The following is a 22,173-nucleotide window of genomic DNA, read 5'->3' on the forward strand; positions in this document are numbered from 1 at the left end:
CTGTTCAATCAAAAGCATATAATTCTGCGTTGTGAATGTATAGTAACATTTCCTCCACCCTACCGCCATTTCAGCGTGAAATTTTTAAAAAATAAGTGCGGTAACGGGCCTGCTTATCTTTTCCGATCTGTAATTGTCAATACTTTTCCGTTCTGGGCTATGATAACGCCCGACGCTTCGGCGATGCCCTGGATCAGGATTTCAATGTTGTCTGTCGGCACAGAGCCGGTGATTTTGCGGGTAAGCAATTCGGGCGACTCTGCCTGTATTTTGAAGTCGTAAGTGTCTTCCAGGATCAGCGACACTTCTTGCAGGGTAGTATTATTAAAAATCAGCTTATGCTCCTTCCAGGCCGAATATACGGACGTTTCCACGCTTTCCCGGACATAGTCGGAAGGATTACCGGCGAATTTCACCATTTCCCCGGGCTTCATAATCAGCGTCTCATTTTCCTCATCATTTAAATTGCACTGCACTTTACCCTGGTCGAGGACAATGCGCGTTCCACTTTTTCGGTTGGCTACGGTAAACTGTGTTCCCAGGACATCCAGGCTAAAATCTTCCGCGGTACGGACCCGGAATTTCCGGTTGTCTTTGGTATGGATTACTTTGAAATAGGCTTCGCCTATCAGGTTAATTTCGCGAAGCTGTTCGTTCCCCCAGTTTGAACGATAAGTAATTTCTGAGTTCCCATTCAGCGTCACTTCCGAGCCATCCGGCAGCATTACAGTGCGCACCTGGCCGTAACCCGTTTGTTCCCTGATCAATCCAGTCAGGCTGAAATAATAGTATAAACCTCCACCCGCCATAACAACAAGCAGAATAGAAGCTGCAACCTGCAGCATCCTTGTAAATAATATACGTCTGCGCGATCGGATCGGGTGCAGATTTTCCTGTTCTAGTGCAGTTTGGATTTTTTCAAACATTTTCGCTTCCAGGGCAGGCAATGCCCTTTCCGACAGGCGTTCCGTGAAATCGGGCTGGCTTTCGTAGGTCAAATACCATGCTTCCAGCTCCGCCTGTTCTTCGTCGGAAGCTATCCCTACTCCCTGTCTTTCCAATAAATATTGTAACCGCTCCCTATTCATTGATGATCAAACTTCTTTAATAGTTGTTAGTAACATTCAAGCCTGACTTCCGTCATTTAATCCCTGCTTTTTTTAGCATAACCTACTCAAACCCGCTCTCTGCCAGCAAGATGAGGATCAATATGAAATCTTTCAAACTGGCCCGGATGATCTTGATCGCCTTGCCCATCTGCTTTTCCACGGTATCCACGGGAATATTTAATTGCAATGAAATTTCTTTATAGCTCAGGTTTTCACGACGGCTGAGCTGATATACTTTTTTGATCTTTTCGGGCAGGTTTTCGATGCTTCTGGCCAATGCGCCGGCAAGCTCGTCGTAGTACAGGCTGTCTTCAATGTAATTTTTTTCAATCTCCTGGGTATTAGTGAGATGGTCCAGATACGCACTACGGATTTTTCTGGAGCGGATGAGGTTGTATATACGGTAGCGAAGTGCGCCGAAGAGATAGGCTTCCATTGACACCGTAATGACAAGCGTTTCCCGTTTCTCCCAGATGTCGATAAAAATCTCCTGGATAATTTCTTCGCATTCCTCTCTTAACAGCAAGCGTTTGTAAGCCGAATCGAACAATCGCCGCCAATACTTTTTATAAAGCTCGGCAAAAGCATTCCTGTCGCCCTGCCGCAAACGGTAAAGCAAATCTTCTTCTTGCCGGTGAGGGTTGTCTGGATCGATGATGCAGGTGATATCTCTTTATTCCTGAAAGCCAAATGTATAGCTTCCCCAGTAGCTTTGCCAGTCGGCTTGCTTCGGGTCGTTGCTGGGAACCATGTGCACGGTGCTAATCATCCATTTTCCATTTTGATCTATTGAAAAACTTGCATTGCCGTCTTTGTCACTTCTAATGGATTCATGCGTGGTTTTTCCTTTCACCTTATGCCAGGCCAGCACCAGTGCATTTCGCAATGGCTTGTTACCAAAGAGCACCTTAAAAGTGACCGAACCTTTTGTTGACTGCGCATAAGGGTGTTTGGCAGGGATGATTTCAAGCTGCATGCCCGTGTTGATGGCGTAAGTTTCATCGGTTGGTTTTCCTACCTGGATCAATGTCTTCACGCACCGCTGATACATTTCCCTTCCCGCTTTCAAAGTATCATTTCGTTGCTGCCGAAGCTTCGCGACGTGATCCAAACCTTCGGTACGGAGATAATCATTGAATTGCAAGGCTTCGAGCTCGATGAATTTGCTGGTGTTATTGAATGCGATCAGGTGACTGCCTTCCGTAGAAAAGCTTAAATCGAGACTACTCAGACTATCCCCATATACCTGACTGCGGATATCCTCCTTCTTACCCTGAGCGAAATGGTCCAGCTTAACAATCTTATATTTATGCCCGTTCGAATGTTCCCCCGTGTAGTCTTCCCCCACCATCAGGTCAATGCGGACTTTTTCATTCTTTTCGAGCCAGAATTTCACAGGCTCCAGCCAGAATTCATGTGCAAATGCAAGCGAGCAAAAAAGCAGTAAGCTGCTTAAGGGAAGGAGTTTCTTGATCTTCATATAAATTTGTATAAACCATAAAATAACAACAAAAAGCCCGAAGGAATCTTTATTCCTCCGGGCTTTTTTGCTGAAATAAGCTAAACAGTAGGCTTCCAGCCGTTCTCATACTCTCGGGACCACAGCTTTTGCGCATCCTTATCTCCGATAATGTGACCATTTTGCGGGTCTATTTTCAGATCCCGGCCTACGCGCCAGGCAATGTTGCCGAGCTGCATGGACACGACACTTTTATGGCCAGATTCCACATCACAGTTAGGACGGCGGTTTGTTTTGATGGCATCCAGGAAATCTGCCACGTGCAGACTGTCCATACCCAGGCTTGGACTCGCCAGGTTCCGCCCCTGCACATCTGCTTTTTCTTTGGCTTTTACTTCTTTCACCAACTTACCATCCAGGTCGTAGACGGCATATTCGTCGCCGCCTGTGTCCAGACTGCCGTTTTCACCATAGAAAATAACACCCCGTTCGAGCCCTTCGATTTTCCGGCCGTTGGAACTTCTTGATTCCCATATCAGCGAAATGCGCCCCGGGAAATCCATCGCCACAACTTGCGTATCAGGTGTCTCCCAATCATCTTTAAACTCATATCTGCCGCCTATTGAGCTTACGCGAGTCGGAAAATCGACGCCGAGTCCCCAGCGCGCCACGTCCACTTCATGCGTGCCGTTGTTCAACGCCTCTCCGGTTCCCCAGTGCCAGAACCAGTGCCAGTCGTAATGGATAAGCCCTTCTTTGTAGGGCATGCGCGGCGCCGGTCCCTGCCACAGCTCGTAATCCAGCCAGGATGGCACATTACCAGGTTTCAGGATGGTGGCTTTTCGCTTGTTGGTATACCAGGTTTTGGCAAGATAAACCCTACCAATAATGCCTTTGTGCAGCTCATTGATGCCTTCGGTGAGGATGGGCGCCGAGCGCCGTTGTGCTCCCATTTGAACTACCCGCTTGTATTTGCGTGCCGCTTCCACAGCCAGCTCACCTTCCCTTGGGTTGTGGCTTAGTGGTTTTTCTACATACACATGCTTGCCAGCCTGGCAGCCCATAATTGTAAGCGGCGCATGCCAGTGATCGGGTGTGGCAATGTAGATCGCGTCGATGGATTTGTCTTCCAGCACTTTGCGGCAGTCCTTTTCCGATTTCGGGGTCTGAACCTGCTTGGCATCCATGACGGCTTTGATAGCCTTCGGGATTGCGCGCTCGTCTACATCGCATATCGTGCCGACTTCTGCATTCTTTTGTCCCGCAATGGTCGCACCCATGCTGCGCCCACGGCTGTTGACGCCAATGGTGGCTATTCGCACCAATTCGTTCGCGCCGATAATGCGGTTATAACTTTTGGCACTAAACCCAAAGGCCGAACCTCCGAGGGTGACACCGGCAGCGCCGGCGGCGGCTATTTTCAAAAACTCACGTCTGTCTTGCATAACTATAACTCTTTGATTTTAATATTTGCAATTAAACTAATAGCCGGGGTTTTGTTTGATCTTTTCCGGGTTAGACTGGATTACTTGTAGTGGGATCGGGAACAAAAGCATATGGTCGCTCCATGTGGCCGGATTAAAACCATTCTGTTCTTTCTGTTCCTGGCTCATCACGGCCTGCGCGCGCTCGGTGCGCACGAGGTCGAACCATCTGTGATTTTCGAATGCGAGTTCAACGCGGCGTTCTTTTTCGATAGCCAGCAAAAACGCTGCATCGGAGGTGAATGGCGCATAGTCGGCCACAGCGCCTGCTGTTGCCCCGGCCGTGCTCCTGGCGCGCTGACGGATTTTGTTGAGATACAAAAGAGCGGTCTGCGGCTGCTTTTTCTGACGCACAAGCGCTTCACTATAAAGCAGATAAACATCAGCAAGCCTTAGCTCAATCCAGTTATTATCATTGTCCGGCGCTACGGAAAAGGATACATCATAATATTTCCTGACATACTTTTCATTGATCCTTGTTCCGCCTGGATCCGACACATAGTCGTCACTCATAGATATCGCTTTCCGCGGATCGCCCGGCTCGTATGCTGCTGACATGGAAGGCGTAGGCGCATTGAAACCTGACTTATCACCTACCAAAACGACTTCTTTATTCGAAAATCTCGGGGCAAAGTTGTTGCTCCACGGACTTCCGGTGCTCGTCCCTCCTTTTTTATATTGTATTTCAAAAAGTGATTCGGAATTGTTTTTATTGGTTACACTAAAAAGTGACTTATAGTCAGCAACGAGGGCATATTGCGGATTATTGATCACTTCCAGGGCCTTCGCCTCGGCCTGCGCATAATGGGAAGCCCCTTTTTTCAGCGGGTAACCAGCCATCGTCATATATACTTTTGCGAGCAGCCCTTTGGCCCCACCCTGTGTTACGCGGCCCTTGTCATTGGTAGCATAAGTTTGGGGAAGGTTTGCTTCGGCGAATGTCAGATCTTCAACAATAAAGTTATAAATCTCCTCGGAGGAGACCCTGCCAAGCGAATAGGCTTCCTCCACAGACAGTTGCTTGTCTACTTTGGGTACGTCTCCGTAGACCCGCACGAGCCAGAAATAGGTCAGCGCACGCAGAAACCTTGCCTCCGCTTTATACTGGGCTTTTAGCTTTTCGTCCCGGAAAGGAACCGCGTCAATCTTGTCCAGTACGATATTGGCCCGGAGGATTGTAACATAGCTCCGGTTCCACAGGTCCAGCACATTCTGATTGTCTGAAAGCAGTATATCTCCGAAGTTATCAATGGAAGTCATGTCCTTGGAACTGCCCGGCACCCATGAAAACGTAGTGTTATCCGAACGGACTTCACCGGCAAAAATGTAAAGCTGGTTATAAACGTCCCGCAAAGAGGCATACGGAGACATCACAGCCTGATTCATATCCTGCTCGGTCTTATAGAAATTACCTGCATTCATATCTGAAATAGGTTGAAGATCTATGAAATTGTCCGTGCAGGAAAGCGAAGCACACACCAGCATTGAGGCTATAATATATCTTTTCATTTTGGAAGAAATTAAGAGAAAAGTAATCAGAATGTTACGTTGATACCTGCAATCACAGTTCTTGCGGACGGGTAACCCAGATAGTCACCGCCTCTGGACAGACCCGATTCACTGCTGGTTTCAGGATCGAAACCGGGATACTTGGTAAATGTGTAAAGATTTTGCCCGGTTACGTACACTCGCAAGGCGCTCACTTTGATGCGCTTCATGAAACTGCTGCCGAATGTGTAGCCAAGCGACACATTACGCACGCGCAGGAATGAACCGTTTTCCACCCAATAGCTTGATGGCTCTTTTTGAAGGCCTTTCGGGTCGCGGTTAGCGCGCAGTATATCACCGGATCCGGGCTCTTCCTCAGACCGCCAGCGGTCTTTCAATTTGGCAAGACCGTTTCTGTCGCCATGATAAATCCCGATCATCCGGTTAAAGAAACTAAACAATTTGGCACCCTGTGATCCCGTAAGCATCAGATTCAGATCAAAACCTTTGTATGAAAAGTCATTACCAAAACCATAGATAAATTTAGGCTGGTTGCTGCCCAGGTATGTCTTGTCCGCCGCAGTGATCTGGCCGTCTTTATTGACATCAATATATCTTGGATCACCCGGCCGGTCATTGGCTAAATGGGGCGCTGCATCGAGCTCTGCCTGATTTTTGAAAATACCATCGTATTGATAACCAAAAAACGTGGCAATAGGCTGACCGATGGTTGTAATGAATGTGTTATTTGCGTTTTGCGCACCAGCGTAGATCGGACGTCTGTCCGGACCGAGGGCCAGGACTGTGTTCCGGTTGAAGGAAATGTTAAAGTCGGTCGACCATTTAAAATTGCCGGTTGTATTTCGCGTCCTTACCAGAAATTCCATTCCTTTATTTTCCACCTTTCCAATGTTTTGCAGCTGTGTAGCGTAGCCACTGATGGTTGGCACGGGCACGTTCAGGAGCAGGTCGACGGACTTACTATTATAGAAATCGGCTTCCAGACGGATTCTTTCCTGCAACAATCCCAATTCAAGACCAATGTTCCACTGCATCGTTTTCTCCCACCCCAGATTTGGGTTAGGATAGTTCACCGGATTGACCGCATTCACCAGCGTTCCGTTTAAAGGATAATACCCGCTTACAGTTCTGGCAATGGACTCGTAATTTCCTATTTTATTATTTCCAACCAAACCCCAGCTTGCCCTGACCTTCAATTCACTGATTTGGCTAACGTTCTTCAAAAACGGCTCACTGCTGATTCTCCATCCCGCTGAAACCGAAGGAAATGTGCCCCATCGGTTTTCCGAACCAAACCTGGAAGAACCATCCCGCCGGATGCTCGCCGAGAAGAGATATTTGTCGTCATAGGAATAAGTAAGCCGGCTCAGGTAAGAGATTAGCGAATTCTGATCTTCCGTGCCTGTTCCTCCCACAACCTGACCGCCTTTAATGTTGCGAACGGCGTCATTAGGGAAGTTCTGAGCATTGACGCGGCTGTATTCCGCGTAAGATTTTTGTGCCGAAAATCCGGCGAGCAGGTTCACCGAATGCTTGTCAAATACCTTACTATAATTCAAAGTATGTTCATTCAGCCAGTTGGCCCCGAGCCAGCTTTCTGCTCTGGCCGATGCAATCCGCGGAGCCCGTGAACCATCCACATCCACAAACGAAGGCTGATAGAATTTCAGACGCCTGTTTTCCAGGTTTCCGTTCAAGCTTACCCGGTATTTAAGCCCCTCAATGATTTGATAATCAGCATAAATAGAGGCAATTACCGCATTCTTTTTTGTAAAATTCGTGACGTTTTCTGCGATACTTACCGGGTTGGAAACATCGCCTGCCCATATTTCCGGGTTCCTTACCTGTGAACCGTAAGTGCCGTCGGCATTTCTTTGCGGATAAATGGGTGGTAAATAAAGCGCATAGGAAAGCGGGCTGTCTTTACCATTCGCTACTTCATTGTTTTCTGCATAATAGGCGCTCACAGCGACGCCTACTTCCAGTTTCCGGGTAACATTGGTTGTCAGGTTTGTTCTGAGATTATACCTTTTGAAATCCGTATGGATCTGGATCCCTTCCTGGTTGGTATAGCTTCCGGAGACTGCATACCGCGTTTTTTCTGACCCGCCATTCACCGACAATTCGTGTTTTTGCGTGGATGCGGTCCTGAATATTTCGTCCTGCCAGTCAACGTCAGCGAAATTGCCGGGATCATTGAAGCTTTCAGGGATTATGTAAAAATTAGCATTGGTGTATTTTGATCTCATTTCGTTGGGATCATTAATGGTATGCGGCGGATTTCCCGGCATCGGTGTCCTGTCGAGCCACGCCTGGTTATGGCCGTCTTTGAAAAATTCCAGATATTCCCTGGTATTCATCATCTTGATTTTCCGCGCCACCTGCTGCACACCATAAAATGAGCTGAAAGAAACCCGTGGTGCTCCGGCAGTTCCTTTCTTTGTGGTGATTATGACCACGCCGTTCGCCCCGCGAGAACCGTAAATGGCCGTTGACGAAGCGTCTTTCAAAACCTGGATACTTTCGATATCGGAAGTATTGACAAGCGAAAAAGCGCTGCTATCAATAGGATAACCGTCGATTACATAAAGCGGTGAGCTGATGGCAGAAATGGATCCAGTGCCCCGGATCCGGATGTTCAGCCCTTCCCCACCCGGTGCGCCGTTGACCTGCTGCACTTGTACCCCCGCCATCTGGCCTACCAATGCTTCGCCGTAGGAAACGGCTGCTGCCTTGGTTGTAAGCTTATCCGCAGATATGGTAGCGATCGCGCCGGTAAGGTCTGCCTTTTTTTGCGTGCCGTAGCCTACTACGACCACTTCGTTCAGCGCCTTGTTGTCTACCAAAAGCGAAATGTCAACAATGCTCTGATTGCCAACCGTAATTTCCTGCGAGGAATAGCCTACGAAAGAAAAAACGAGTATGGAACTGCCGTCGGCAACATTAAGGGTGAATTTACCATCAGTGTCCGTAACCGTGCCCCTTTGCGTGCCTTTTTCAACGACACTTACTCCGGGCAACCCCATTCCGCTCTCATCGATCACCTTTCCCGATACGGATTGCTCCTCTTTTTTCTGTGTATTTTGCTGGCCCCGGTCGCTGGTATTGAGCATAATTTGTCCACCAATCACCCGGTAGGAAATGTTGAGTGGCTTAAAAATCAGGTTCAGCACCTCGGATAATTTCCTGTTGGAAGCCATCACATTCACGCGACGGTTCGCCTGGATCGTATTGGAGCTGTACACGAATTTCACATCGGCAAGCCCCTCGATCTTGGTAAGCACTTTGCTAACCTCGGTGTTTTCCATTTTGATGGAAATGGATTGGTTGAGCAGATCCTGCGTACGGACTTCCCGGGCAAATCCGATGGAAATGCAAACGCCGATCAGCAACGAATGCAACAATGTAATCCTCATAATACTTTGAAGAAGAGGATGAATTTGTACTATTTTTTTCATTAAGTTTGAATGTTTGTTAAGTTTCAGGCTTAGACAAAATCCTTCCCGATCATCTTTTAAGATGAGAACTGGTCAAGTTTCAGAAAGGGAAAACATCGAGGGTCGAATGTGGTCTCAACACATTCGGCTCTTTTCTTTTGTGGCAGCTTTTAATGCATGGCTATGATGGGTTTATAAGTTAGTTAATGGGACATCCCTGGCCGCTCAACAGGATTTTTGTGCCTTCGATCTTATAGCTGGCATTCACTGATGAGCTGATCAGATTTAGCTTGGTAAACAAGGGCTGATTATTAATATCGGCGGTGAAAAGGCAGTTTTTCAATTTTTCATTTTCCAATACAATGTCGATCCCGTACGCCTTTTCTATCAGCGCCACTACGCTGGCGAGCGGTGTGTCATGGAATACAAACTTGCCTGAATAGGCTTCGAGCATGACCGGCTCGCTGACAATCCCCGTAACAAACGATCGGGTTCTGATATCATACGTCCCGCGCTGGTTGGGAACTAGAACTACATTGTTGTCTGCATTCTCAGCGAGCTTATCATCCGCGTCACTTCGCTGGGAAACCGCTACTTTTCCGGTGACAACGGAAACTGCAACTGCGCTGCTGTCATCCTTCATATCTACCCAAAAGCTTGTGCCCAGGACCCGGGTGGCGATTGCCCCCGCATATACAAAAAACGGCCTTTCCGTATCTTTCGTAACGCTGAAAAAAGCCTTTCCTTTTAAATAAACCTCTCTTTTGCCTGACTGAAATTGTTCCGGAAATTCAATGCTGCTATTGGGTAATAAGCTAACCTGCGAACCATCCGCAAGCGTGAGCGCTAGTGGCCGGGCAGTATCATTCTTTTTAAGTGTCAGCTGCTGAGCCAACTCCTTGTTAACTCTTTGATTGCCTACGCGGCGGTTGTGGTCAAACTCGTAGGTTCCCCAAGCCGTTATCAATAAGAGGACCGCAGCCGCCCAGCGCCAGTTAAGCAGCGGAAGCAGCTTCCCTTTCCAGGACGACGGGGATTGGTGTCTGCCCTGAATGGCCTTCCAAATTCTGTCCTCGGTCTGTTGATTTCTTCCGGAAATGTTGGCCGGTTCGTCCCCATCTATGAGCGCAAACCATTGTTCCACCAAACGTTTTTCACGCTCAGTACAATCCCCGTTTTGGTAACGGGTCAGTAGATGATGAAGATGTTGTTTATTCATGAAAACGTTTAAAGCCCTTTTAGTAAAGACTGGAAACCGCGCCTGAACCGCAAAGCCGAAAATGAATTCACTGAAATGTTATACGAAGACTCCGTTTATGGCAAAAAGTTCTTTAATATATACTATTCACAAATGCTAGCAAACACGGAGCAATAAACTCCTTCAAGAGCGTTTTCATAATTCGCAGGGCCTGCGTAATATGGTATTCTACCGTACGTTCGGGAAGGTTGAGTTCAGTCGAGATCTCGCGGACAGTGTGTCCTTCGAAGCGATTGAGCAGAAAGATGCGTTGCGTTTTGACTGGAAGCCTGGCGATCGAATCCCGCATGGTGGCTTCCAGCTCTTCCAGGAAAAAAGAATATTCGGGTGCCTGTGGCGGTTCAATGTTACCCAGCTCTGCAAACACTTTTTCCTTGTAATGATCGATTACCCGGTTTCTAACGGAAGTAAAAAGATAGCTGCGCAGATTGGCTATTTGCAGCGATGTACGCTTCTCCCATATGGTAACGAATAAGTCTTGTATGATTTCCTCAGCCACATTTGCATCGTGCGTTTTCATAAAGGCAAAATCGTACAACTGCTGCCAATGCCTGCGATACATCACCTCGAATGCCGATCGGTCGTCATTTTTGAGTCGGGTCAGTAAATCGGCGTCGTCAGGTAAGAGAAGGCTCATTGATCGTTTCGCGTGGCTATTCAGGAATCAAATCGTAAATATCCACTTTTTTCCAAAAGGTCTCTATTTTTCAATAAAAATCCTTTAAAAAAAACAATTGATAATGGACTTGGGAAATGAAGTGAATACGATTAAAACAGCCACCAGCAAGGCAACTATGAACATAAAATATGAACGGTAACCAATAAACGTTCACAAATAGGGCGCTTTGAATGGCATTCATGTAATGCTTACGGGCTTCACTAAGCAAATTTCCTATCCAGAAAATCCAGGATTTCAGTTTCGAAGTCGCAGTCAAACTTACGGGCTAGCAAGTCTCCGGATTGTAATAAGCTATCGATATCGCTCATATTAAGCGGGACCGGATATAATTCAGATGCGCGTTTCCAATGGCAGAATGTAAAATTGTTATTGATAATGGGCCCGCGTTCTTCTTCATTGGCATTTAACAAAAGTGTATGAAAGAAGTGCTCTTCTGCGAGGCATGTGCTTTTAAAATAAGCGGTATAATCCGGTTCTGCATTTATACGTTCTATCAAAAACCTAACCGCCTTTTTAGTAAATCTCATCCAGTTCGACCCAAAGTAAAGTTGCCTGTCCCCTGGAATAATCCTTGGAAGAGGATATTTCCCCGATATATTCAGGACTTCATTAATGAGTCTTTTGGATAAGGCTTTGCTGGAATAGGGATAAACAATTTTCTTTTTAAGGGGAAGCTTTACATGGTATTTTGTGACGCGATCCGAAACATGCGGATTTAATTCCGAAGTCACTGGCACGTGTTGAACAAAACTCGATTCCCGGTGATTATGTAGGAAATTAATCAGATCAGCATTATTGCAAAGTAAATAATCCTGACCACTTAATATGATTAAATGGTCATATCCATATCCACTATCATCTATGGCTTTGATTCCTTCAATATTTGCCTGCACAAACGGAAACCAACCCCAGTCCCCATTGAATCTATTTTTGATAAAATACACATTTTCCAGTCCCGAAAGCTCTTTTACAAAGTGAGCTGCATCTGCTTTTGCATCCACGTGTATCCAGAATGCACTTCCCTCAAATTGAAGCCGTTCAATAAGCCTGCGCACTTGTTTTGGTAGCTTGTGCACCAGTAGTAAATATGCAACCTTGTAGCTTTGAAAGGTAACCATATCCAGTTACAAGTTTCATCTATTAATCATTTTCCTGGCCCATTGCCGGAAGTTGGCGGGGATCAGCTTTCGCATAATTCCTTCCGGCAAATACAGTTTGTAGGAGTAGCCAACGTATTTAATCGGGGTTCCTAAGTAATTGCTCTGAACCTCTTTCCCGGTTGATATATCCATGACCTTTTGTATTGAAATCCTTTCCAAAGCCATGTCTGTTTTCATCGGCCTGTAATAGGCGCAATTTTCAAAATAAAAGTGATTTACCTGCGTATATCTTGTTGAGCCCGGCACCGTAATTTTTTCTCCTCCATGCAGCAGGTTTGCCGACCAGATTAATGCCTGGCCTTTCTTTAAATTCAGCACTTTTTTTTCTAAATGTTTCTGCACCACCAGCTGCTCAATGAAGTCTTCATAACGTGCATAATAATTGGCAAGCATATCCTCAATGGATTCGCTGGTTGAACCTTTAATCCCTAAAATGGAGAGGTCATAAAAAGGCAACCGATGGCTTGCGGGATAATAGTGAAGCGGCCCGTTTCCATCATGAACATCCTCCAAAGCTACCCACACACCGGCAAGATAACGCTCCGGAACAGAATTGAAGTGAATTGAATCACTATGCGTCCGCTGCTGACTTCCCGTTGAAAAGTTGAGCGTTTGAAATGGAATAGGTCTTCGTCCGTACAGTATCTGTAATATTTCTAAAACCCGGGGAGCAGTTGCAATTTTTTTGACTGCGTCATGATCTTTCCAGGAATCCTGAAGGCGGTTTGTATTATGTGTTGCAAAGTCGGGTTTTACCTGATCAATGGCCCGATCTATTAAAGCATTGTCGATCTGCGGGTCGATAATTACATAACCATATTCGGAGTAGAAACGGATCATTTCCTTCGTTTCTTTATCAAAATCTGCCCTATCGAGCTCTGCCTCAAAAAAGGGGGATTCCACCCAGGGAATTTGCATTTGTAAAGAGGACATATGACTATGTAGAAAAAGTGTTTCTTAGTTCCGACTATTTAGTTACCGTTAATGAATCTAAACTTCTTTCCGGCAAAAGCCCCGGAACTATTCTACTATAAATCGTTCTGCAATCTCTCAGATCTGATCAAATGTATTATCAAATATATTTATTGTATCTTATGGTTACCAGAAAATATTTATAAATAATTCAAATTTACCGTTAAGTAAATTTATTTTAATTTATTAAATGTAATGTTTGGTTTTTAATTAAAATATGGGGTGCTGAACACGAAAGAATTAAGGCTCTTTTACTGCCGGATAAATTTAAGCTTCATATTTACGGGCTTACAATAGGTCAGGATCATTTCATCTCCTGTTTGCTCAATATCCCATGTGGCGCAGCCTATACAATCAACAGTCATACAAACATTATTGACCGGTACTTCTGCCTTCGGTTTTACTTCAAACAGCACGCCATTCACATAGTATGCATCCGGTGGGCAGCATAAAGGCAAACCTTTTCCATCGAGTACCACTCCATCGAACCTGAAACTGATATAAGTCGGTTCGCCATCGACAGGGATCCAAACTTTTTTCCCATCGACCGTTTTCTCGTAAGCGGTCTGTTTCCAGGTGTCCGCAATGGTTGCAATTTCAGGTTGTGGTTCGGGATCATCCTCTTTACACGCAACCAAAGTAAGGGAGATCATCAGGGCAAAGAATAGCTTTTTCATCATGTATGGGCTTTTCTTTAAGGATGCTGTTTGAGCCTTTTTGGTTGGAACACCTGTGAGGTGGTTGGGCAGATTAGTTAGTTATTTTACACCCACTTCTACATTGGTTTTCGAGGTGCCATGGTCAACCATAATTTGATAAGTGTTATGAGCCGGAAGCATCAGCTTCTGCTGTTTCTGGCCGGACAACGGGAATTGGAAAATCGGGACGGCTTGTTTTTGCTCCGCATCCAACTCACTTTTAATGTAAACCTGAAACAGGTCTCCGGCTTTATAATTTGTTTTGGAAAGGTTTACCGTGATTTCCTTTTGATATCCTGTCGCCAACCAGTCGGCATACCCGTTCGTATATCTTGTTCGTGGAAAAACAACCTGTAGATCGATCTGTTCCTGCCGGTAATTGGCAAGAAATGCACCCTGCGTATTCTTATCGAGGATTATCGATGGCGTTGTGATCTTAAATTGTTTGTGTGCGGCGCTGTAAGAGCGAACGAATAGCTTTCCGGCTGTTTCTTTGAACTTAGCTGCGCCTCATATTTCAGTGCTCCCTTTATATCACCAGCATATGATAAATAAGTCATCATCACCTGATTAAACATACTTTTCTCCATCGGATCACTGTATGCACTTTCATATCGAAGAAGCATATCCACCGCCTGTTTATAACCATGCACGCCAATCACGGAATCCGCAAAGCTGAATAGCTCATAAGCCTTAGGGACCTGACCTGAATCTAATGTTGATTGGAAAGTAACTGGCGCTTTTTCAATGTTGGGCTTATCATTTAATATAAAAGAGAAATTCGCCAGGCATAAACAGATGATGTACACAGTAGATTTCATATAGCGTTTATTTATATATTTAAGAAAGAATAAATATATGAATAAAACCCTTAGACCAGTGCAAGTGTCACCGCGAGGCTATTGCAGATATTTTATGTTTCCAGAGAAATAACACCCCCGCAGCTACCAACATTACCACGAAATTGATCCCAAGTTGCGACGTTTCTCCTCTTGATACATGGAAAATAATTGCGCTGATCATCAACAGGATAATGCCGTAGCAGGTGTAAATGGTCAGGGCTGGCCACAGGCGTAGTAACCGCGGTAAGATGATGCCGACTCCTGCCAGCGTGTCTGCGATTCCTGCAATTACTACAAGCATTGGGTTGTCTGCTGTCCAGGGCCACATCTTAGAGAGTTGCTCAGCGGGTGTAAAAAGTTTGACATACCCGGCCCATAAGAAAGTTGCGGCTAAAAGGGCCTGCAACGACCATAGCAATATGTTAAGGCTCCTGACTTTAAGTTGATTTTTTTCCATTTTGTTTTGCTGTAAATCCAAAAGCAAAACTATTTACCTTTACTTTCCATTTGACAGCGCTTCCTGTTTGGATAGCACTATCCAAACAGGAAGTAACGGTAAGTAAACATAATCACAGGATGTTAACCAATGGCGGCTGCCCCAAAACGGCACTCTCAATCAAGGATGCTCTCGAAGCCCTCGAAGGACGATGGAAATTACTTATCCTTTTCTCGCTATCCGGCGGAAGCAAGCGTTTCAAGCAGATCTCGCGGGAAGTGCCGGGCATTACAGATAAGACATTATCCAAAGAGCTGAAAAACCTGGAAAGCAATAAGCTGATCACCAGAAACGTCTACGACACATTCCCGCCCACTGTTGAATATACCATCACAGATCACGGCAGATCGCTCGAAAATGTATTGGAAGGTTTGCATTACTGGGGCTTAAAGCACCGCGCTATGGTGATAGAACAATAAGCTGCCGCCATTTTTCATTATATTAGCCGAGCTTGTATTCCGGTTTACCGATGAATTGCAGGGATGGATCTTCGTTTTTGCATGCTCATTTACTTACCTCTGCAAAGCCTTTTTCTGGGACTATGACTTTTGGTTTGATGGCTATGCCTATTTTTTCATGCTGGCGGGCCATCGATCAATGGGATCAGGCCGGGATATGGTTCGTTGTCAGAGAAAGATATGAAAGAAGGGATCGCGCTTTTGTCGGTTTATTTTTAGTGGGGCTTTGTTTCCTAAATCCAATAATCAGTATGTCGATTAAGATCAGGAACCCGTTCATATTTTCTATATAATGATTAATATGATGCCAAGCTTCAACTTAAATACTTACCGTCAGCGTCAAATTTCTTGCGAAGATTGTACTCGGTAATTGGGATAACGGAAATGGACATAATGGCAAGCAAGGAACTGCACACATAAAATGAAGTCATGCCGCCAACCAACAAATAAGAGCTAACAGTGAGCATACAAAAAATGATCGATACCCAAACCTGAATCCTCGCACTATATTGATTCGCTTCCCGCCATGTCTCTTCATTTTTCATGGATAAAGGCGTACGATATCCAACGAAGGAATTAATCTTGCCAGGTTTAACAAACCGCAACAACATCACCACAACCACACTGCATAACATAAATCCGATATGGCCTAATAGTATTATGTTCATAGTCCGTGATAGCTATTCATAACCCTTAATCTGTGCTAAACCCCTGACAGAAAGCCAATGTAGCACTATGCAAAATGGCACCAGAATAAATATGCTGCTGCTGACGAATTTAACCATCATGCTGGCTGATATGGCCACTATCCAAATGCTGAGTAAGTATTTTGCCCAGGGAAGCTTGTTCATGATTAACGCTGTTTAAATGCTCGGTTATTCCTGAAAATAGTAAAAAAAATGAGTAAATGCCAAAAAAGCGAGTTGCTTTTTGTGTGAGGAGCTTCAAAGATTTTGATTCGCATCTTTGTATATTGATGAGTCATTAATGAAATATTACGATGTTAGAAGCGAACAAAAAAACTTACAAATCTGAAATAGGCCCGGAGCTATCCATTTCAATTTCAGGCGTGCTCATGATTGTCAGCATCTTACTTATTACAAAAGGAGGCTGGGCCGGTTTGGCAACTGCTGCAGTGATAGCAGTGTTCTTTTTGCATTTGTTTTCAACTACCTATTACCAGATTCTCGACGATCAGCTCAGGATTAAATCCGGGTTTTTGATGGACAGGAGGATACCCATTAGATCGATCACAAAAATCGTGGAAACCCGCAACCCGTTAAGTTCTCCCGCACTGTCGTTAAACAGATTAGAGTTGAAGTATAATCGATATGACAGCATAATGATCTCTCCCAAAGACAGGACTCACTTCATTGCTGACCTTTTGGAAATCTCTGAACATATTGAAGTTCCGTCTTCTTACATTTTGAAGCACTGAACTTTAATGTCCGAAGCTCAATAACCCGCAATGTGTTGCCGTTGCCTGATCGAAAAGAAATAAGCGCGTCGGTAGTATCCTCGCCTGAACCGGGAAAGAATATTTTATGGCAATACACTACCTTTGCGGCCCTCATTCAGAAAACCTTCCGCCATGACCGCCACGAAACAATTAGGAGAAGCGCCTATCAGGACGCTTTTTTTTCAAAATTATGGTCCTGCTATCATCAGTTTGCTGTCTTCTATCATTCACCAGGTCATTAATGGGATTATACTCGGACAACAAGTAGGAAAGGATGGCCTGGCGGCTGTTGGGTTGTACGGCCCGGTCGTGATTGTTCTGGTAGCATTGAGCTTGCCTATTATGATTGGCGGCGGCGTGCTGATCGGCAAGAGTATCGGAGCGGGTGACTTTAAGCAGGCTCAACAGGTTTTTCAATTTGCTACGACGATTGTTATTTTACTTGGCACTTGTGTATCCATCACTGCACCGTTTACAGCAGTCCCTCTTGCCCGGTTCCTGGCTGGGGCGGCTAATGTTACATTGGCGGAGAACACGGCGGACTATGCTTTCTGGCAGTTGGTGGGGCTGCCGTTTTTCTTTCTGGGAATGATATGGGGAAACTTTGTGCGTGCGAACAACGCGCCGAAAGTCTCGCGAAATGCTTCCATTTTGGCTGCCGGCGTTAATGTTGTTCTGGATCTGATACTGATTGTGGCTTGCGGAATGGGGGTTAAAGGCGCATCCATTGCCACAGCAGTGGCATTGGCCACTGGCGCAGCCTACCTTTTTGTATACATTTTAAAAGGGAATACGCACCTGAGTTTTTCAACATTTCGGTTCACATTGAAACTTCCGCAGTGGAAAGACTATTTTAAAATAGGACTTCCTTCATTTGCGTCCGAAATCGCATTTTCGTCGGGTTTGCTGTTGATTAACCAGTCGCTGATCGGTTTCGGAGCCACGGCAGTGGCTGCATTTGGTTTGGTGAACTATCTCGGTTTCCTGCTCATCCGACCTTTTACCGCTGCAATGATCGCCGCACTTCCCATTATGTCATTCAATATAGGTGCAAAACAACCGCAGCGCGTGTTAGAGACTTTGCGTTTCGCGCTGGGTTTTACACTGTTGCTGGGGATTGTGGTGACCGCAATCGGCTTTTTTGTATCGGATCAGCTGATAATGTTATTTTCGGGAGCTGAGAACATGGCTTACCGGAAAATTGCAAGCCAGGCGATGGGATTATATTTTTTGCTTTTTTTAGCGGCAGGGCCGAATTACCTGCTTGCAGCCTTTTTTCAAAGCACTGGCAAAACAGTCATATCCCTGGTTATCAATTTATTGAAAGGATTTTTACTCATTGCGCCAGCGCTTATGATCCTTCCAGAATATCTTGGTCTGCCGGGCATTTGGCTATCCCGATCTTTGGCCGAAATACTGACTTTAATCATCGTCGCAGCGTACACATTTTACTATAAGGATCGGTATTTTGCCATCAATGCAATTGTGCCGAATACTTAATCGGTATGCTTAGCCTTATGCATGGCCGATAACAGGAAAGTATAGTTTGAACGACGCGCCGTGTCCCCGCCTGCTCGTCGCCATGATCGCCCCGCCATGGTTCTCCATTACTTTTGCACAAATAGCTAAACCTATACCCGTTCCGGCAAATTCGTTTTTACCATGCAACCGTTGGAAAACCTGGAATATGCGTTCCTGGTACTGCTCATCGAAACCAATACCATTATCGGTAACTTCAATCTGGTAATAAAAATCCGTCCGGCGGGCAGGTTTGACAGAAGGCGGTAAATCTGTCGAGGAAAGTTTAGCAGACTTGATCTGCACCATAGGAGCCACATTGGCGTGCCGGAATTTGAGGGCGTTGCTCAGTAAGTTTTGAAATAGTTGGCCTAATTGTAAACGATTCCCGTAAATCACGGGCAGCTCATCTATTTGAACGATGGCACCGGTTTCAAGAATGGTCAGTTCAAAGTCTGGCAAAATGCCTTTTATAATGGCTTGAAGCGATATCTCCTGGTTGTCACTGCCCTGGCTTGTAAGGCTTGAAAAACTCAAAAGGTCTTCGATGAGCGTAGACATCCGGCTTGCTGCTGCCCGCATTCGCTCCAGATAGTTTAAACCATTACCAATTTCGGCTCCGTACTGTCTGTGAAGCAGGTCCCCGAACTGTTGGATCTTACGAAGGGGCTCCTGTAAGTCGTGACTGGCGACATAGGCAAACTGCTGCAAATTTTCGTTCGAGCGGATAAACAATTGGTTAGCTTTTTCAAGCTCCTCATTGATAGCAATATACTCCTCGTTCTGAGCTGCCAGTTCTTCATTGGCTGCGGCAAGCTCTTTTGTACGCAATTCCACAAGGCTTTCAAGCTGTTGCTGCTGTTGCCTTTCTGCCGTAACATCCTGGGCCGATCCTACCAATTTGTAGGCGACTCCCTGGTTATCGTAGATGACTTTACCTCTTGCATGCACGATCCGCTGCACGTCCGACTTATAGGCGATCAACCGGTATTCAGCGTCGTAAATCCCATCGGATCCGGGCAGAAGGGCCTGTGCAATGGCGGAATTTACCCGGTCACGGTCCTGCGGGTGAATGGGCTCGTATATCTGATCCAGTGGAATCTGCTGGTCGCCAAAGCCAAACCAGTTTTGAATATTTCGTGAATAAGTCACTTTACCGGTAGGAATATCCAGTTCCCAGGACCCGAGTTCGGCCAGCTCGATGGCACCGCGGAGGCTGGCTTCGGCATGCCGGAGGTCTTGTTGGATCACTACCAGGTCGGTCACGTCGGCGGCGGTGTTCATTACGCCGTAAATCCGGCCGTCCGAATCGCGGAGTGGGGTGAATGTATAGTTGAAATAAAAGAGTTTTAAATGCCCGTCAATCATGAGATCAACCCGCTGATTTTTGGCCTCGTATGCTTTTCCCGTAGTGTAAACGGAGTCGAGCTGCTCGTAAATCCCCGTCCCGGCCAGTTCTGGCAGGATTTCAGCATAACAGTTGCCAATGATATCATTCCCTTTGCCCCAAACATCAATGATTGCCTGATTCACCAGTTCAATCCGCATCTCCCGGCCCACGTACACGCCAATCGGGAACGGTGCACTTTCTACCAGATTCCGCAAGCGGGCCGTGCTTTTTTCCAGGTCTGAATGCTGCAACTGCCGGGTGCCGACAGCAGAACCGTCTGGCAAGCAGGTTATTAAAACACCATTTACAGAATAATTATCATCCATGAGAGGGCTGACGCTGCACTTTAAACCGATTCGTTCGGAGCCTGAGTGTGCAGCCAGATGGAGGTCTTGATCTGGCAGGTTAACCGCATCAGAGCCAGCCATTACTGAGGATACAACGGAGCCAAGGGATGTCCAGAATTCAGTATTTTTATCCAAAGACCTGCCAAACCAGGATTTCTCCTCACCGCTGCCAAGATATGCCTGAAATGCATCATTGTACAAAGTGACAAGTTCCGGGCCCCAGCATATGAGCATTGGAACACGGGCGCTCAACATCATCTGGACAAGTGTACAAAGGCTCTTTGGCCAATGATTTGGTGTGCCGATTGGCGAATCAGACCAATCAAACTTTCGGGCAAATTCGCCCATTTGTCCCCCACCCTTTAAAAACCGGAAATCGTAATTACTATTCAACCCTGGACAATCGTATTTATCGTTTCGGAAAGTTAAACAATCTCTGTTTATAATTAAAACCGGGAAGGTGGGTGTAATCTATGCTTCCGGGACGATCCGTGGCTTTATTTTTCCGGATATATTTGATTTATAATAGTAGTAACTGAAAGTCAACTTATATCAATGTTACCATAAGTATAAAGTTTACAATCTTTCTTTAATATGTAGTTTACTTATACAACAGACCTATTATGATAGCTATCCGATTTTCTGTAACTTTTCTATTGCTGATAGTACTGCCTGTCACACAGCAAGTGCACGGCCAGGATAATAGCCTCTCAGAGCGCATCAAGCGCGTTGCCATTGATCTCGACTCATCAGCTTTATCAAGTTATGCGCCCTTAGATCTGGGATTTGGGATTAATCCGGAATTTAAAGTAATGGGGATCGGCGAACAGTCGCACGGTACTTCTGAGTTTTTCAAGGCGAGGATTTCTTTGATCAATTCGCTGGTCAAATCAAGCGGAGTAACCAAAATAGGGCTCGAAGCACCATTCGCAGAAGTGGAAAACCTGAATGCGTATGTTTTGGAAGGAAAAGGAGACCTTCGGCAAATTCTAAAATCTTTCAGATTGTTTAACTATGAATGCAAGGAATTTGTGGATTTGGCAGAGAACGTGAAACACTTAAACAAATCTCTGAAAAGCCCGCTGACTTTCTTTGGCATCGATATGCAAACTCCGTTTCAGGCATTGCAAAATATAGCAGAATCTTGTAATGCAAATGGCAACGCCACTTCGGATTCGATTAACAAGATCACAGAATACTATAAGCTTTTAGACAATGAGATGTACAACCACATGTTCAATAAGCAGGATTTTGCTGAGCTCTCAACATTAAGCAATCAAATATTTAACACCTTAACCAAAGACAAGGCCGCTTGCCTTCAGAAGGATATCATTCTCAAAAGCATAGATAGTTACAAGCAGTTCCTAATGCTCAACAATCCGGAAAACGACTTCCAGGCGCAGTCGACATTGCGGGATTCGCTGATGGCAGAAAATGTTCTTAATGCATTAAAACCCGGTCAAAAGATGATCGTTCTGGCGCATAATGGTCACGTACAAAGGACGCCAAATACCTATTCAAAAAGTATGGGATACTTTTTATCTCAGAAACTGGGCACTCAATACCAATGTATGGCAATGACAACGTCCACCGGATATTATACCGCGTTCACGCCCGCAGCCGGTAAGGTTACAGACAAAAATCCGATCCCTGATGCGAAGGTCGGCACTTTCGAACATGAGTTTTCTAAAATCCGAAAATCAATGTTTTTCTTTAACACATCAATGGTCAAAAAGCAGCGTGGCAGTGGGATTTTGCCAGATAAATACAAATTGCTCCCATTTGGTGTGACAGACCAGCCATTTGTAAGCGGAAATCTGCTGGACGACTTCAACTACGTACTTCACATTGAGAAGACTTTTGGAAACCAAAGTTTTTACCTAAAATAAGGGTAGGAA

20 protein-coding genes are annotated in these 22,173 nt (G+C 45.5%); 4 read left to right on the forward strand and 16 right to left on the reverse strand.

Annotated elements, in window-relative coordinates:
* Positions 1-113 precede the first annotated feature (113 nt).
* The 14 genes from L0660_RS08395 to L0660_RS08460 form a co-directional block, all read right to left on the reverse strand.
* A complete protein-coding gene (locus tag L0660_RS08395; protein ID WP_235159081.1) occupies positions 114-1,088 on the reverse strand; it encodes a FecR family protein in 975 nt (324 codons plus the stop codon).
* Positions 1,089-1,170: 82 nt separating this feature from the next.
* Entirely contained in the window at positions 1,171-1,728 is a 558-nt protein-coding gene (locus L0660_RS08400) for an RNA polymerase sigma-70 factor (protein WP_235159082.1), read from the reverse strand.
* A gap of 54 nt (positions 1,729-1,782) precedes the next feature.
* Positions 1,783-2,589 (reverse strand): DUF4198 domain-containing protein, encoded by an 807-nt coding sequence (locus L0660_RS08405; RefSeq protein WP_233798759.1) that lies wholly within the window; start codon positions 2,587-2,589, stop codon positions 1,783-1,785.
* A gap of 80 nt (positions 2,590-2,669) precedes the next feature.
* Positions 2,670-4,013, reverse strand: a complete 1,344-nt coding sequence (locus L0660_RS08410) for a Gfo/Idh/MocA family oxidoreductase (RefSeq protein ID WP_235159083.1) — start codon at positions 4,011-4,013, stop codon at positions 2,670-2,672.
* Positions 4,014-4,049: 36 nt separating this feature from the next.
* Entirely contained in the window at positions 4,050-5,561 is a 1,512-nt protein-coding gene (locus L0660_RS08415; protein ID WP_235159084.1) for a RagB/SusD family nutrient uptake outer membrane protein, read from the reverse strand.
* 26 nt (positions 5,562-5,587) lie between these two features.
* Positions 5,588-9,019 (reverse strand): TonB-dependent receptor, encoded by a 3,432-nt coding sequence (locus L0660_RS08420; RefSeq protein ID WP_235159085.1) that lies wholly within the window; start codon positions 9,017-9,019, stop codon positions 5,588-5,590.
* Positions 9,020-9,197: 178 nt separating this feature from the next.
* Entirely contained in the window at positions 9,198-10,217 is a 1,020-nt protein-coding gene (locus L0660_RS08425; protein ID WP_235159086.1) for a FecR family protein, read from the reverse strand.
* A 112-nt stretch (positions 10,218-10,329) separates the two neighbouring features.
* Positions 10,330-10,893, reverse strand: coding sequence for a sigma-70 family RNA polymerase sigma factor (locus L0660_RS08430; RefSeq protein ID WP_235159087.1), 564 nt, complete (start codon positions 10,891-10,893; stop codon positions 10,330-10,332).
* 242 nt (positions 10,894-11,135) lie between these two features.
* Positions 11,136-12,053, reverse strand: a complete 918-nt coding sequence (locus L0660_RS08435) for a beta-1,6-N-acetylglucosaminyltransferase (RefSeq protein WP_235159088.1) — start codon at positions 12,051-12,053, stop codon at positions 11,136-11,138.
* A 15-nt stretch (positions 12,054-12,068) separates the two neighbouring features.
* Positions 12,069-13,028: a phytanoyl-CoA dioxygenase family protein gene (locus L0660_RS08440; RefSeq protein WP_235159089.1), complete on the reverse strand. Its 960-nt coding sequence runs from the start codon at positions 13,026-13,028 to the stop codon at positions 12,069-12,071.
* Between the two features lie 290 nt (positions 13,029-13,318).
* The gene (locus L0660_RS08445; RefSeq protein WP_235159090.1) at positions 13,319-13,747 is read right to left on the reverse strand and encodes a hypothetical protein; all 429 of its coding nucleotides are present in this window, start codon (positions 13,745-13,747) and stop codon (positions 13,319-13,321) included.
* A gap of 78 nt (positions 13,748-13,825) precedes the next feature.
* Positions 13,826-14,071 carry a hypothetical protein gene (locus L0660_RS08450; RefSeq protein ID WP_235159091.1) on the reverse strand — a complete coding sequence of 82 codons (246 nt, stop codon included), beginning with the start codon at positions 14,069-14,071 and terminating at the stop codon, positions 13,826-13,828.
* Positions 14,072-14,181: 110 nt separating this feature from the next.
* Positions 14,182-14,586, reverse strand: coding sequence for a hypothetical protein (locus L0660_RS08455; protein WP_235159092.1), 405 nt, complete (start codon positions 14,584-14,586; stop codon positions 14,182-14,184).
* A 67-nt stretch (positions 14,587-14,653) separates the two neighbouring features.
* Entirely contained in the window at positions 14,654-15,064 is a 411-nt protein-coding gene (locus L0660_RS08460; protein WP_235159093.1) for a DoxX family protein, read from the reverse strand.
* A gap of 119 nt (positions 15,065-15,183) precedes the next feature.
* On the opposite strand from L0660_RS08460, the gene L0660_RS08465 reads away from it, so the two are divergent.
* A complete protein-coding gene (locus L0660_RS08465; RefSeq protein ID WP_235159094.1) occupies positions 15,184-15,522 on the forward strand; it encodes a helix-turn-helix domain-containing protein in 339 nt (112 codons plus the stop codon).
* A gap of 353 nt (positions 15,523-15,875) precedes the next feature.
* Here L0660_RS08465 and L0660_RS26300 read toward each other — a convergent pair whose 3' ends face one another.
* Positions 15,876-16,229, reverse strand: coding sequence for an SdpI family protein (locus L0660_RS26300; protein WP_409013386.1), 354 nt, complete (start codon positions 16,227-16,229; stop codon positions 15,876-15,878).
* 332 nt (positions 16,230-16,561) lie between these two features.
* Between L0660_RS26300 and L0660_RS08470 the strand changes: the two genes are divergently transcribed.
* On the forward strand, positions 16,562-16,999 hold the full coding sequence (locus L0660_RS08470; RefSeq protein ID WP_235159095.1) for a PH domain-containing protein: 438 nt from the start codon (positions 16,562-16,564) through the stop codon (positions 16,997-16,999).
* 153 nt (positions 17,000-17,152) lie between these two features.
* Positions 17,153-18,520, forward strand: coding sequence for an MATE family efflux transporter (locus L0660_RS08475; RefSeq protein WP_235159096.1), 1,368 nt, complete (start codon positions 17,153-17,155; stop codon positions 18,518-18,520).
* A gap of 15 nt (positions 18,521-18,535) precedes the next feature.
* Here L0660_RS08475 and L0660_RS08480 read toward each other — a convergent pair whose 3' ends face one another.
* Positions 18,536-20,533, reverse strand: a complete 1,998-nt coding sequence (locus tag L0660_RS08480) for an ATP-binding protein (protein WP_235159097.1) — start codon at positions 20,531-20,533, stop codon at positions 18,536-18,538.
* Between the two features lie 365 nt (positions 20,534-20,898).
* Here L0660_RS08480 and L0660_RS08485 point away from each other — a divergent pair, with 365 nt between their 5' ends.
* Positions 20,899-22,164, forward strand: coding sequence for an erythromycin esterase family protein (locus L0660_RS08485; RefSeq protein ID WP_235159098.1), 1,266 nt, complete (start codon positions 20,899-20,901; stop codon positions 22,162-22,164).
* Positions 22,165-22,173: the final 9 nt, after the last annotated feature.

It is taken from the genome of Dyadobacter sp. CY351, assembly GCF_021502625.1.
Taxonomy (GTDB): Bacteria; Bacteroidota; Bacteroidia; order Cytophagales; family Spirosomataceae; genus Dyadobacter; species Dyadobacter chenhuakuii.